8 protein-coding genes are annotated in these 15202 nt (G+C 48.4%); 5 read left to right on the forward strand and 3 right to left on the reverse strand.

Features of this window, described 5'->3' with window-relative positions:
- Positions 1-240: 240 nt before the first annotated feature.
- Positions 241-2961 (forward strand): UvrD-helicase domain-containing protein, encoded by a 2721-nt coding sequence (locus tag CFT68_RS20785; protein WP_170934883.1) that lies wholly within the window; start codon positions 241-243, stop codon positions 2959-2961.
- 259 nt (positions 2962-3220) lie between these two features.
- On the opposite strand, the gene CFT68_RS21665 is transcribed toward CFT68_RS20785, so the two are convergent.
- Entirely contained in the window at positions 3221-4054 is an 834-nt protein-coding gene (locus CFT68_RS21665) for a hypothetical protein (protein WP_141106659.1), read from the reverse strand.
- Positions 4055-4289: 235 nt separating this feature from the next.
- Positions 4290-5810 (reverse strand): tetratricopeptide repeat-containing protein, encoded by a 1521-nt coding sequence (locus CFT68_RS20795; RefSeq protein ID WP_141106660.1) that lies wholly within the window; start codon positions 5808-5810, stop codon positions 4290-4292.
- Positions 5811-5993: 183 nt separating this feature from the next.
- Here CFT68_RS20795 and CFT68_RS21880 point away from each other — a divergent pair, with 183 nt between their 5' ends.
- The 4 genes from CFT68_RS21880 (at position 5994) to CFT68_RS22465 (ending at position 10931) form a co-directional block, all read left to right on the forward strand.
- Complete coding sequence (locus CFT68_RS21880) at positions 5994-6977, forward strand: lipase family protein (protein ID WP_170934884.1); 984 nt, start codon at positions 5994-5996, stop codon at positions 6975-6977.
- A gap of 10 nt (positions 6978-6987) precedes the next feature.
- On the forward strand, positions 6988-8688 hold the full coding sequence (locus CFT68_RS20800; RefSeq protein WP_170934885.1) for a serine protease: 1701 nt from the start codon (positions 6988-6990) through the stop codon (positions 8686-8688).
- Between the two features lie 161 nt (positions 8689-8849).
- Positions 8850-10091 (forward strand): hypothetical protein, encoded by a 1242-nt coding sequence (locus CFT68_RS20805; protein ID WP_141106661.1) that lies wholly within the window; start codon positions 8850-8852, stop codon positions 10089-10091.
- Between the two features lie 480 nt (positions 10092-10571).
- Entirely contained in the window at positions 10572-10931 is a 360-nt protein-coding gene (locus CFT68_RS22465; RefSeq protein WP_394340125.1) for a transposase, read from the forward strand.
- A gap of 187 nt (positions 10932-11118) precedes the next feature.
- Here the strand turns inward: CFT68_RS22465 and CFT68_RS20820 are convergent, their stop codons facing one another.
- Positions 11119-15177, reverse strand: coding sequence for a caspase family protein (locus tag CFT68_RS20820; RefSeq protein WP_141106663.1), 4059 nt, complete (start codon positions 15175-15177; stop codon positions 11119-11121).
- Positions 15178-15202: the final 25 nt, after the last annotated feature.

Genomic DNA, 15202 nt, shown 5'->3' on the forward strand with positions numbered 1-15202 from the left:
CCTGCTACCTTTCTAAGCTTTTTACCTTACCCTATTTTAACTGCTACTAGCGTGTTAATGCTTCGTTATATTTTGTTAGCAGTCGCTCTGCTAGTTAACGCTCCGCTATCCGAATCTATCGCCCAAACGACCGCGACTGCCGCTCCTAAAGCCGTCACGGTGTATCTCTGCCAGAGCCGCCAGAGCCAGGTGTATCACTATACCCGTGCGTGCCCAGGGTTGAACACCTGCTCTACCTCCTTGAAGCAAACTACCGTCGCCAAAGCGCGCCGAGTAGGCCGTCGCGCTTGTCGGCTGGCTAGTTGCGCTAAAAGGCAGAGCCCCACCACACATCAAGCATCCAACACCCCTCCCCCATCTTCCCCCCTCTCCTATGCGCCGTGGAGCCTAGTGGTGTTGCTGCTGGGGTACGGAGGCTACCGCCGGCAGGTATCCGTTCGTAAACGAGATGCCCGGACCCTGAAACTGCGTGTCTGGCTAGTACCGCTGGAGCAAGCGGAGGCCACCTTCCGAACGAAGACCACGGTTGCCTCCGGCTTTTTCGATCACTACGCCCTCAGCCAATGGAAAGAGCAGTACCAGCAGGCCTTCGCCGAGGTCAGTGGTGTCGCGTATCACGATACCACCCTGTCTTCCTTAGAAAAAGCCACCATTCACTCCTTCCTAGAGCATTACGGCCGAGCCGAGGAGCTGCGGCAGGCATATAACGCCGAGTTCATCCCACAGGAACTGGAACGTTACGATTCCCTATTCAGCCATATCGAAGGCCGCAGTTTAGATCAGCAGCAGCGGACGGCCATTGTACGCAATGAAACCAACAGCTTGGTCGTGGCCGGCGCAGGCTCGGGAAAAACAACCACCATCATTGGTAAGGTGAAGTATGTGCTGGAGCGCTATCAAACCCCTCCGGGGAATATCTTGCTCATCTCCTTCACCAAGGCCTCGGCCGCTACCCTCGCTGCCCGCCTGGGCCTGGACAGTCTAGTACCCAAAACCTTCCACAAATTCGGGAAGGATATTATCTGTGCCGTGGAAGGCAAGCAGCCCTCCCTGTATGCGGATAGCCAATTTGGAACCTTCATCACGTCGGCCTTTAACGAGCTCATGCAGACGCCGGCGTATGCCGAGCAGGTGACGACCTACTTCCAACATTACCTCAAGCCGGCTAAGCCCAATGAGGAATTTCAAGATCAAGGCCAGTACATTCAACACCTAAAGGACCACAACTTCCGCTCCTACAAAACAGTCGGCAAAACGTTCCAGGGACGGACCACCTACAAGCAGGAAGTGGTCAAAAGCGTGGAAGAGTGTCAGATCGCCAACTTCTTGCTTTTCCACGGCGTGGAGTATCAGTATGAAGCCCCCTACGAGCATGACACGGCTTCTTCCGAGTACGCGCAGTGGAAGCCAGATTTTACCCTCACGCAAGGGGGGAAAAGAGTCTATCTAGAGCACTTCGGCATCGACCGGGAGGGCAACGTTCCCGCCTTCTTTGCCCAGCCGGGGCAGTCCCGGCAGGCTGCCAGCGCGCAATATCGCAGCAAGATGGAGTGGGCACGCCAGACCAGCCAGCAGTACGGCACCCCCTTGGTGGAATCCTACAGCTACCAGAAGCAGGAGAACACCCTCTTCTCGCAGTTGGAAGCCAACTTAGCCCAGCAGGGAATTGTGTTGCAGCCCAAATCCCCCGCGGCCATCTGGGAGATCATTTCCGCGGCGGCTGCGGAGGAAGTCAAAGGCTTCAGCACCCTGTTGCAAACTTTCATCATCTTGATGAAGTCTGACAATGTTTCGCTGGAGGACCTGCGGAAAAAGAATGAGGCTACCGCCCATGAACACCAACGGGAGCGCAATCACCGGTTTTTGGATCTGGTGGGCCCTATTTACGCGCGCTACCAGCAGCACTTAAAAGACCGGCGGGAAATCGATTTTAGCGACCTGATTAATAAGGCCACTGAGTATATCGCTACCGGAGCCTATAACAAGCCGTTCGAGTATCTCATCATTGATGAGTTTCAGGATATCTCGAAGGGCCGCGCCCGACTCATCCAAGCTATACAGGCCCGAAATCCATCGTGCAAACTCTTCTGCGTTGGTGATGACTGGCAATCCATTTACCGTTTCGCCGGCAGTGATATCAGCCTATTCACGGACTTCAGCGACCACTTCGGGGTTAGTGCTACGTCGGCTATCGAGACCACATATCGGTTTCATGAGCCGCTGATTTCCCTTTCTAGTGCCTTTATTACCCAGAACCCGCGTCAGAAGAATAAGAAGCTGAAAAGTGCCAGCGCAGGCAAGAAAACGGACTATCGGATCGTCTACCAGGAATCTGAAGAGCAGGACGACACGCTAGTGCTAAAACAGATCCTGGAGGAGTTGATCGCGCAGTTGCCCGGGATTGCCAGCAAAGAGTTGTTGCTGTTAGGCCGATATTCCTTTGACTGGAAGCGCATCAAGAATACGGCCCGTACCTTCTCGATGGATTCCGCTAGTCAGGTTCTTTCTTATGCATACCAGGATAGTCTAGGTCAAGCCCAACGCCTACACCTACCGTTTATGACCGTGCATAAAGCCAAAGGGCTGGAAGCTGATGTGGTTATTCTGCTTAATTGCAATGCCGGCAAGTTTGGGTTTCCCTCGCAGCTGTCCGATGACCCAGTGTTGAGTTTGCTGCTCAGCGGTGCGGACCAGTATGAGAATGCGGAAGAGCGCCGGCTATTTTATGTGGCTCTTACTCGAGCCAAAGAGCAAGTGATTCTCGTGACGGATCCGGCTGCCAAATCAAAGTTCATCACCGAGTTGGAGGGCGAAGACCACCATAGCTCCCGGAAGAAGTGTCCGGTGTGTGTGACCGCTGATCTATACAAGCGCAGCGGGACTACGAATGACAAGCTGTGGACCTTTTACGGCTGTGCCAACTATGCTTACGGCTGCAACTATCGAGAATGGGTGCGCTAAATACTTTCCATTATCATCTCTTTTCAGCCGGTTAAAGCATGGTGATGAAGTGAAAACTCCGGAGCCCCTAAGCCTACAGGTCGGAGGGTCACAAAACCGCGTTTCCAGCGAATAGATTGGAGCTGCTTCGGATCAAAAAGTCGCTTTTATTAGCTCCCTATTCAATCCCAAACACGCTCTAAAGCGCCCCCCCCCTGGATTTTCTCGCAGGTTCATAACACCGTCTAGACTACTCCCCCCCCCCAAAAAAATAACAGGTTTAAACAAGTTCTTTTAAAAATTTAGTCTTTACGAATTCCATTAGCTGAAAGTATATCTCATTTTTTTTAATTTTTTTAAAATATGGTATGTAAGGCTTCCAATTTTTGTCAAAAGCAATAAATTGCGTTGTAAAATCAATAACAATTTCTTCGAATAAATTTAAATCATTTAGACGCTTTAAATCAGTTAAATCAATTTCTTCAAAATACAATATAAATCTCAGTGGATTATACACTTTCCTTATAGTTATTATTTCCCAAGTTAAATTTTCAGTATTCGACCATCTTAAAACGATGTAATGTGAGAATCTGATAATATTATAAACTATTAATTGCCACTTTGCGTCAGTTATAAAGAGGCGGTATCCACCAAATGCCATTTCTTCTGATTCTTTACCAAGAGCAATCAGAGGAGCAGTTTTTTTTAGTAAACTACTTAAATTAGTTTCAGGGGTTCTTATAAAGCCCCATTTTAAAATATCTCCCCAATACTCATCAGTAATACGTCTTAAATATAATCCATAATGTCGATTTTGTAATACTTCCAGGCCATTTTTCTTAAGCAATTTATTTCCTGCTTCAAGTAGTTGAAAGAATGGGCAAATCGATACAAAAAAAATTAATAAAAAAGAGAAATAATTAAGTTTAATATTATAAAATAGTGAAAATTTTATCAAAAAATAGCACGTAAGAGAGGTCAAAGACAACCAAAGTATTATGAGTGTGTAACCAAGTAATACTGATTTTCGCGGAGTATTCTTTGAATATAGTTTTGCTAATGCAATCGTTTCATCAAACGTAAGTTCCGTCAAATTGTGATTTGAATTTTCCATCAAGTTTTATAAAATATTTAATTTACCTCTATTTCATAATATCACAAGTAGTAGCAATTCCTCTAATATTGTTACTAAATAGCGTATTTCACCTTGCATTTCAAATGCGAAAGTTGTTTAGATGAAAGCCAGTATGCAGGTGTTGTAATAATTGCGCATAAATTTCAAAGCTTTAAGCTTGGGAGCAGTCTGTGTTGAATTATGCCAATATGATGCGTTAAGAAGCATACTCTTTTCAGTTGCCTTTTTTGGGAAGCTTACACTTAGGTATTCGCTTCAAAGGTGTAATAAAGCGCAAAGGATCATTCGCTAACAAGACACGCAATTTGGCCAGCTGCTCCTCGGTGGTTACTTTCATCCAAGGTTCCGGGGCAATCGCATATGCGTATTGAATAATGCGGTTGGCCTCCTCAAACAAACCCACGCCGAAGTAGGCTTCTCCTTGGCTGGCCATCACCCAGTACCGTTCGGCAGCCTCTTTCTGCTGTTCTTCCTTCGATTGGTAGACTTCGGGCGTTCTTGGAAAAGTCTGCACTGCTAGCGATTGATTACAAAGCTCAATGACTTCTTTTCGTACCCGTTGGGCTTGCACGTAATCGGCAATGGCCTCAGCCGGCACCTTCGATTCGGCTGCCCGCTTGTTGAGCAAAAAAGCGAAGTTGATGCCGTTGTAGTGGTCGTTGCGTAGGTAATAGCCGCGTTCATAAGCCCGGATGGCTTCGTCCAGTAATGCGTTGTTATCCTCCTTCCCATTGGTCTTAGATGAAACAACATCTGCTGTACGCTTAGTCAAGTCCCAGAGACGCTTGTGAATGCTGCCCCACATGCCCAAGGTCTCGGTGTCGTTGGTGGTGTGCGGGGCCAACGGGGCTAGCACACTGCGAGCCGCCAGCAAGGCTGCTTCTTCGGTGGGCTGCTTGCTTTTGTATGTAGCCAGTGCCAGCTGCTGCAACAGGTAGGGGTCTTCCTGGTCTTCCGAACTCGCCTCGAAGGTTGCCGCTTGTCGAAGCTGTTTGCGGCTGTTGGCCTGGGTCTTGCGCACCACTTCCAGTAGTCTTTTCATCTCCAACCAGTTCTCTTTTTTTTTTGCTTCACCTACTTGGGCCATGAGCGCCCGGTGCGTCGGGTTGTCGGCCCCATCGGATTCATTACCCTCGGGTGTTGTTTTTGGCTCTAGGCTCTTTGCCGCAGTCGCAGCGCTGCGCATGGCTTCCTGCATTTTTTGCAGCGCGGGGGGCGTCAGGTTTTTCAGAAACGTGTAAACCGGGCTGTCCTGTTCTATAGGATCCTTCGCCAAGATTTGCTGAATTGCTTCGGTCAGCAATTTCTGGAAACGTCGCGCCTCGCTGGCCCCAATGTCTTCGCCCAAGTGATGGTACTGCCGTACGGCCACATGGTTCACGTCGAAGGGAAAGGTCTTGATGCCGTCTTCGGCCACGATGATGGTGGTGAACGGGCGCAACGCGTGCCGGATGCCCAGTTCGTAGAACGCGTTTTTGTTGGATGTCGACAGGTCGGCCACTACCACGTCGGCGCTGAGGAGCAGTTCGTACATGGGCATGTCAATCAGGCCGGAATGCACGATTTCGTCGGCGCGAATGCAGCGCAACCCAGCCGCTTCCACCCCCGGCTTGATCATGTTTTGGTACGACATGTCCAAATCCAAGGTCCGCCCAGTTTCAAAATCGACTTTTTTCCCAAATCCCATTATGACGAAGCACGTCTTCTGGGATTGATTTTCCTGGTGTGGTGCCATATGGTTGAATCAAGAGGGCAGCAACGCCTTGAAGAGTGGAAGGGACGACGGGCTTATGTGGCAAGGGGGAGCAACGCAAGCGGGGTACATAAACGTCGCACCGTAAGCATCTTACCTCAGTTAATTATCAACAATTATAATTTATATTTAATACATTGATAATACAACTTCTCTAACATTCAAATGGCACACATCACCTTCATTCACGGCATTTCCAACAAGCCCGAGGCCGCTAAATTGCATGCCATTTGGCGCCAAGCTCTCGCGAAAGACTATCCTGCGCACGACGTGGTGGTGGATTTGGATTCCCTGGGAGTTACCTCGTCCATGGTATACTGGGCCGACGTCTTGTACGACAAGCCGTTGGAAGGCCCCTCCATCGAAGAAGAGGCGCTGCAGGAGGAGGAGTTTGAGGGAGTGGTGGCCGCCGGGCCGGAAGCGGGGGGGGACCCGGATATGGCGTGGCGGCAGCACTTGCGCGGCAAGGAGCAACGCATGGTGGATTCACTGGCCGCCAAGCTCAACTTTGACGTGCTAGTCAACGACACGTTCACTCCGCCGAAAGCCGAGGTGAACGAAACCCTGGAACGCATTCCTCTGCCCTGGTTTGTCAAGCGCCGGATCATGAAGCAGTTCCTGCGGGACGTGCACCACTATCTGTTCAACGAAAGCTTCAGCCCCCGCATGGGCGACACGTACCGAGTGCGAGACGAGATTCGCGCACGTTTGCTGGCAGCACTGCAGGAAGGGGCGACGAAGCCCGGTCCCCACGTGGTCGTCAGCCACAGCATGGGGACGGTGATTGCCTACGACTGCCTCACGCGCGTGGAGGGTTGCCCATCCGTGGATGCGCTCATGACCATCGGAAGCCCCTTGGGCTTGGACGAAGTGCAGGATCAGCTCATCCCGGACGGAGCCTCCAGCCGACGGTTTCCTACGGAAAACGGGTTTCCTCGAAAAGTGGAGGGCTCGTGGGTAAGCGTGTACGATCGGCTGGACCCCGTCACCGGATTTGACGGGAACATCGCCGATGACTTTCTCCAAGGAGGCAAGGAGGTGGTTCAGGTCATTCAGGAGGCAAATTGGGGCTCTTGGCGGCACAACATCTCCAAGTACTTCGCGGGACCGCAGTTACGCGTCGCGCTCTCCCAACAACTCGGCTTTTAAGTGCGCCGCCATGACCCGCAGTCCAATCGAGTTCGTGTGCGCGCTTTCCGAATCGCTGCGCACATTCGACGCCCCGGGCACGGTAGCCCTGGGCGAAGAACTGATTGCGTGGCTGTACGCGCGCCCCGATTCGTTCCCCCCCAGCGAAGCCGAGAAGGTGCTGGCCCTGCTGTGCAGCAAGCGCATGTTTGGGCTGCAGCAACGAGTCAGCGACGCGCTGCTGCAAACCGAACGCGGCACCCTCAAGATACAGCTGCAGCATGCACAGGCCCTTATAGACCAAGGGTGCCTCACCGCGGCCCTGGCCGTGCTGGCGAACTTGCTCACCGCGGCTGGTGTGGCCGGGAACAATATGGAGGCCGCGAAGGAGCACTCCGAAGCCCAGGGCTTGATCGGGCGCGTGCACAAGCAGCTGTATGTCAACGCTGCGGGGACCGAAAACCCGCACGTGCGGCAGCACCTGAGGCAAGCCGTCTTTGCGTACCTGACCGCGTACGCGGAGGCCCCGGAGGCGAATCTCTGGCACGGCATCAACGTGGTAGCTCTGCTTTTTCGGGCGGAGCGCGACGGGATTGGGCTGGCGGGAATAGCCGAACCCCACCAGCTCGCGCGGAATCTGCTGGAGCGGGTTACCGAGCAATACGACAAGGGCCTGGCCGACACTTGGGCTTTTGCCATTGCCGCGGAAGCGTGCCTGGCCTTGCCTTCCCCCACGGAGGCCTTGCGCTGGGTCGAGCGGTACATAAACCAGCCCTCCGCTGACGCGTTTGAGATCGCCGGGACGCTGCGACAGTTCACGGAGGTGTGGCAAGTGGAGCGCAACCCAGATATGGCCAAGCATATCCTTCCCATACTGCAGGCCTCTTTGCTGGCACGGGAAGGAGGACAGGTCGTGATGACGGTGGCGGAGCTTCACCAACACCAGCGGGAAGAAGCCAATACCTCGCAGGTGTACGAGAAAGTGTTTGGCTCGGACACCTTCAACACCTACAAATGGTACATGAAAGGCGCGGCCCGGTGCTTGGCCGTAGCGCGCATCGGCCGGGACGCTAGCCAAGGGGTGGGCACCGGATTTTTGTTGTGGGGTGAAAGTCTTCACCCCCAACTGAAGGGGCAGTTGGTCGTGCTCACCAACGCCCACGTGGTCAGTGAGGACCCGGCCCAAACCGAAGCCCTGCGACCTCAGGAGGCAGTCATCATTTTCGAAGCCCTGAACCCCGACGAGGAGTATCAGGTCGGCCAGTTGCTCTGGTCATCGCCTCCCACCGCACTGGACACCTCGATTCTGCTTTTTGCCCCCGAAGAGACCGACCGCTTGCGGAAGCTCGTCAAAGAAGTGGTGCCGTATCCTTTGGCCAAAGCCTTGCCCTTGGTGGGGGACGCGCAACAGCGGATCTACATCATAGGCCACCCTGCCGGGGGCACACTCAGTGTGTCCTTACAGGGCAACGAATTAGTGGACCATCAAGACCCGCGGATTCATTACCGTACCCCCACGGTCGGGGGCAGCTCGGGCAGTCCCGTCTTCAACCGTCAGTGGGAGCTTATTGGCATTCACCACAAAGGCAGCGAGAATCTACCCATGCTGAATGGGAAGGTAGGCACATACCCGGCCAATGAGGGACTATGGATTCAGACCATTAAAGCTGAATTGGCAAAGGCATTCGCCAATGGCCTGACAATTGAACATTCGAGGGCGAAATTTCACTAATAGCTTATTCTATTCTTTTGGCGCTTATGCTCCCGAGTGTGCTGTATGATCTGCTGCGAATCGGACTCACTCATTGAATTTTATTCAGTATGATAATACACGTAACAAACCATGTTTGGGCTACAAGGAGTATTACTACTGCAGCAAGCATTGGGCTATTTATGGCCTTTCCTCTACTCGTCCCAACGCTGGTCATGCTGAATAAAGATGCCAATAGTGTAATAGCTGTTACTGTAACGGTAGTCTACCTCGTAATAGTTTTTTTTGCTAGTAGAGGGCAAAAATTATCGGTATTGCTAATGTCATTATATATTCTTTGTCTATGCACTGCGGTCATGGTTGGTGTTTTATCTAATGGTCCAAATGACGAAGAATCTATCGAATTAATTAAATTCAAACAAAAAATTAATCCTAATTATGCAACTGATAATACAGGAATTCCTTTATGGAGTGCAATTTTAATGTGCCTGCTATTAATGTATCCATTTTATCGGGCAGTAAAGGCAGTATTAGTTTACAAAAATGAAATTCAAGAATTCAAGTCTTTTAAAAACAAGAGAAAAAGTGTTGTTCTAAAAAATAAGAGTTTGTTAAAAATTTTGATAGCGCTTGGGTTATTAATCTTATCGTATTGTTTTATTGCTGTATCTGCGATAGCATTTGTAGCAGGGGGAGTATCGGCTACTTTTGGCTATTTCGGCTATAATTTAATAGGACTAATTGTATCCGGTTTTGGCATTAAATATGGTCGCAAACTCGTTGTTTTATCAAAACGACATTTAACCAACACTATTCTAGAAACCAGAGGCAAAGACGTTCGTCCGCCAATCCTTCTTATTCGTTCGTTTCAAGACGATGCTTTAAAACTAGAGCGGGGCAAGGGATTTAAGCTAACTCAATGGCTAAGCCCTATTCCAACCCTTGAAGAAACGCTATGCAGAAGACTGTCTTTATCAGGGCCGGTTATTGCAATCGGCAATCCAAAAGAGAAATTGCCTCCATTAGGTGCTGCAAGAGACTATTATGACGATAGTTCTTGGATGGATCAAATTGATGCTTTATTAACCGAGTCAAAGTATGTAGTTGCAATATTAGGTAATACAAATAGTTTAGAATTAGAATTTAAGAAGATTAAGAATTATAACTTATTGAACAAGCTAATATTGGTTTTCCCACCCAAGGATATAACGAGCATTCATGCAAGGTGGAGTGCTTTCATTAAGATTATTGATTTGCCCATAGAGCTTGAAATAAATGAAATGTATTTATTAATGAATTTTAACAATGGATCTATAAATAATATAGCGATGTGCAAAGACAAAAAATGTGATTCATACGAAGTCGCTGTTAGTAAAATTTTAGCTCATGATAGGTTAATAAGTGATTGCCCATCACAGTCTTAATCATTTGGTTGTTTTATAGCGCTTTCTCGAACGGTTTACTAGCGTCGTCGTTTGAGAGAGTATGCACCCGTACTCCAATGTCTTACGCCAAAGCGGTCGCACACCTGCCAGAGGTGCGCACGGCACTACCCGACAGCAGGTGTGCGACCGCTTTGGCGTAAGCTACTCGTTCGTGTCCAAACTCCTGACACACGCGCGGCAAACCGGCTCGCTAGCTCCCTTACCTGGCTAGTGGAGTATGTAGGCCAGCACCCCGATGCCACACTGGCTAAGGTTAATGATGCCTGGTGGACCAGAACTGTCTCTGGTCTGTACTGCAGGAGCACGGGCTACGCCGCAAAAAAGCCTGCACGCTACCGAACGTGAAACGGAGTGGGTACGCGTGATGCAGCGCCAGCACTTGGAGCACATCGCAGGCCGGGCGGATGTGCTCCGCTTGTACTTATTTGACGAGACAGGCCTACGCCTAGATTGCTGCCGATGCTACGGGCCGGCGCTGCACAGCCAGCGCGAGACTGGAGCCGTGCCGCTCAAACGAGGCCAGACGCTGATATTAATTGGAGCGCTGGGCTTGCGTGGGCTGACGGCCCAGCATACTATTTGTCGCAGCCTCAAATAAGCGCCGCTTCGCTTTCTACATGGGCCACATGTTGGGCCCACAATTGCGCCGCGCCGAAGTGCTGGTCCTCGAATAACCTGCCTGGGCACAAGCTTAAAGGGCTGCTGCAAGAACTGGCCCGGCGCGGCGTCAAGGTGCTGTTTCTGCCGCCTTACTCGCCCGACTTTACGTCGGTTGAGCCGCCCTGGAGCAAGCTCAAAACGAAGCTGCGCCAAGCCTAGGTTCGCACGTGGTAAGCCCTCGAAGCCGCTATCCATATCGCCGCTAACTGGATTACTGGCCAAGACGCCAAAGTCTAGTTTAACCACAGCGGCTAACACGTACACCGTTCATCAATTCGTTATAACTCTTGATAAAGCGTAATATTAATAAACCTCTTAATATAAATATGAAACATTAGTATTTGAACTAATCTCTCGTCTTTACAGGCTGTTTCGGGTAAAAGTAGAAGTCTGAAGAAAGAGAGCTAATATAATTTGGAACCTGTTTTCCATCTGACATCTTTTCAACATCCGATCTTACACGATTAAGAATTTCTAAAAAGGATAATCCAGGAATTTGCAAAGCTTTTAGCAAAGCCACTGTATAGACACCGCCTTGTATGCTGGAATTTTCATAGGCATAACCGCCAAGTGAGGACGACCAAGCGACAACCCCTTCACGCGGAGGCTTGATTTCAGCCATCCCGTTGTAGGTGTCACTTTTTGAATAAGTACTATCTGCTAGTATTACTGGTCTACAAGCATCCAAAATCAATAGATTTGTGCTGCTTTGCGCTTCATTAAACCTGGTTATGATGTTATTAAGGGGAAGGCATGTAAAGGGCACTGATTTTTTGAATTTTAAATCAGCATCAATAGGGACTAAATAGTTTTCACCATTTAAGATAAAAGCATCTCCACCATAATAAATTAAAGCTATATCATTTTTCCTAATATTGTCAAAAAAAGACTGAAATGCTGATTGCATGCTTCTCAAACTTCCATTAGTAAGCAGATAAACTTCGAACCCTGATTTTTCCAGGAATGATTGCATTGCGTAAGCATCCTTTACAGGATACATTAGTCGTCTCTGAAATTGATAATCCTTATTGCCTATTACTAGAGCCAACCGCCGTTGATTTTTTTCGAGCTTTTTATCCTCAGTAGAAAATGGTCCTTCTATGGTTTTAATTGGTGTTCTTTCGGTATGTAACCCGTTTGAAGTGTCAGTAGATAGTACCGTCAAAGCACCACTGCCTTTCAAGGATTTTTTAGGCATTATCCGCTTAGATATCTGATCCGATGAAGAGTTTTCTTTACCACTGAATGATGAAATATTATTCATCCATACCTCTAAATGTGCACTTTTACTTCCTGCAACTTTTACAATTTTAATAGCGCTTAACTTGAAAATCCTTTTCACGATTTGAGCTACTGAGTCAGCCATTAAACGGTCTTGATCTACAAAGTATCTCACTTGACTAGCATCGCTAAACCCCTTTTGAAATTCTATTCCAGGAACGTTAAAACCAATGGTTATCAATCTTTTTTGTAGTTGCCGTACTTCATCTATCTCCTCAGATGAGGCATACTGAATATACACTAGAGGCCTAACGGATTTTAGAGGAATATTTGTACAACTAATTCGGACTCGAAGTGTGTTCCGGCTGAAATCTACATTTCGTCGCTCCTCCCTTCCTGCTGTATCTCTTACTGTTAAAGTGGTTCGTAATGTAGCTGAATTATGAGTTATATCACTCCCTAATGTCATGGAATGACGAAGAGGTATAAAACTTGTGCTAAATAATTTACTTATATATAACGTAGTGTCATCAAGTAATACTGTCCAACGTGTGTTTGAATGCGGCGATTTATTAAATAGGTATGAATCTGATTTGGATAAAGGAACCGTGTCCCCTGAATAAGCACTAGTAATATTTTTATCATTTACACAATCAGTGGTATCAAAGGCAATGTTAATGGGGATTTGTTGCTCCCAATCTATATTTTGGTTCTGCTTTTTGGTGGACAAATACCATAAACCTATAAGACTTGTCAAAGCAAGAATAGCGCCTCCAAATAAAAATCTTTTATAATATTTTCTGGGTTCGACTAGCTTCTCAGTCGATTTTATTGGCAGACCCTCTAAATAATCTTGTAGGCTAAAGCTAGATGGCTGATTTTTAACTGACTTTGTAGAGGACAGCAAAGTCACCCAATCACCAGCGGGGTTTTCAAGATAATGAAGCATAGCTCCGTCGGAAAAAAGACCTTTTTCATATAACGTTGCAAATTCCTGCTGTGCAGGTTCGTAATATGCGTAGGCTTCGGGGTTGTAGGCATAAAGCAGAAATTGATTAACGTTCTGTAAAAGATACTTCTCGCCGTCATAAAAGTGTTTGCCTGGAAAATACTTTTCGGAATAGTTAAGCATCCGTAGCAGCGTCTGACGAGCTTTTGCTTCGTTATTAGGCTTTAGTCCTTTAAGTAATTCTAAACGTGTGGAGTCGGGAAAGCTCCCCTCATGCATCCAATTGATGCGTGCCAATTTGAGCAGATTCGTATAATTGACTACTTCAGGTGGCATCAGTGCTCGACCTATCTCCACCAATATTTCCCAGCGTATTCGCGGATAAATAGCGGTTGCGGCCAGCCATTGAAATAGTTTTTCGCCAAGATATTCGTGCAGTTCCTCGACTTCGTTCAGGTCTAAATATTCGATAGAATATGAAGCCTTCCCCTGTTGTAAATAGGCATCTTGGCGTAGTTGGTTCTCTGCCAGTGCCTGCACCAATCGAAGCTGTCCGATTACATCAGCAGGTAAGAGTAAAAAGTCGGTTTGTAAGGCCCGCTCCTTTGTTCCCCAGTCACCGAAGGGGTTAGGGGTTAGTATGGCCCGCGATTTCCAATCGACTAACGCATCGCGGATGAACGGCTCTACAATTGGATAAGGTGGATAAAGCAGCGGATAGCCATCTCCCCAAATTACTAATGTATTGGTGCGAAACCGATCCACTAACTGACGGAGGCTAAGTTTCTTAGATTGTGCCTCATTAGTGAACTGGTCAAACGACTTATGAAAAAAAAATCGTTCAATGCTAACATTCTCCTGAATAAACGCCCGAAATAGATACTCAAACAGGGCCACTTGCTGACTGCGTACCTGGCTGCGGTCTATCAGGAACAAGTATTCAGTCTCTGTCCGATGTGGCTGATAAACCAGCGTTGGGAGGCCACCTTCACGCATAGTTGCCTGCATAGTTTGAGCAACATGCAATCGACGATTTTCACCCTCTGTAGGCTGGCGGAAAAGACGTACCGTTCGGTAAAACGCTTGGTCGCGGGTGATCAACTCAGCATCGCGGTTTTCAAATGGAATTTCTAATGGTGGTTTATCACTACCGAATTTGTTCAGTGGATTGTCGGAAGGAATGGTTTGGGCAGGCTTTTTGGAAGAGCCACGAACCACAAGCCGGAGATAAAGTCCAAGTAATCCTACAAAAAGGGTTCCGACTAGCCCCATTGCCCAGATATATGCAGATGCAATCCGCGTTTTGGGCACAATTAATTCTCCCTCTTGCCGTACAGCAATCGTAAAAGGTGGCACGACTGGAGGCGAGACGCCGATAGTTAGCTTAGCCTCACCAAAGCAAAGCCGTTGGGAAGTGTCCGGGAAAGCTTTAAAACTTATATCGTAGTAAGCCGGTGTCGTTCCGGCCTGAAATACATGTTCCCAAACATTCCGGTTGAGCCCTACAACACGGCCATTGAGCCGCCATTGGGTAAGCTGCACTTTATTTATAAACCCACTCTGGCGAGCCGTGAAGCGATAACGAAGAGGTAAGTTGGACAATCGTACACTGTCTATTTGCACGACGGGTAGTTTATCACAAACCATAACTTCAATTCTTCCTAGACTGTCTGTCCAAGAAGTATACAGTAAGCCATGTCCACGCTGGCTTCTTAAGTTTACAACGAGCGGGCCAGCGCGTTTTGCTACCACACGCAACTTTGGCTCAATTATGTCTGGATATTGCTGATTATCTATGCTTTCCCATTGCCAGCGGGCCAATTGTCCCCTGGCCTTTTGAAGGGTGGAATCAACTGAAAAAACAAGCGTATCGCCTACTTTACAAGGGCCTATAGAGGGAACGGTTAAATGTCCATGCGTTCTAAATTTTGGCCCAGGCCATAAAAATGCCGCGTAAAGGAATGCAATTAGCCCTAGGATAATCGCTGTTAACAAACCCCATCGCACCGGATCCCTTGGTGGATCGGGAATGAATGGCTTTTGATGTAAGGTGTCGAAGATGCGATCAAATTTCTCCTGCTCTTCCTCGCTTGTAACAATCAAGGGAGCAATTATTGCCTTCAAATCAGCAAGTGAAAGAGGCTTAAAAGTGTCGATTACATGATCTATCTCTATGTAATCATTCGGACGCAGTTGAAACCCATCACGGCGCAACGCGTCGAAAAGATCAGCCAAGGGCCAGATGATATCGTTGCGCTTC

Origin of the sequence: Hymenobacter gelipurpurascens (assembly GCF_900187375.1) — a bacterium.
GTDB lineage: Bacteria > Bacteroidota > Bacteroidia > Cytophagales > Hymenobacteraceae > Hymenobacter > Hymenobacter gelipurpurascens.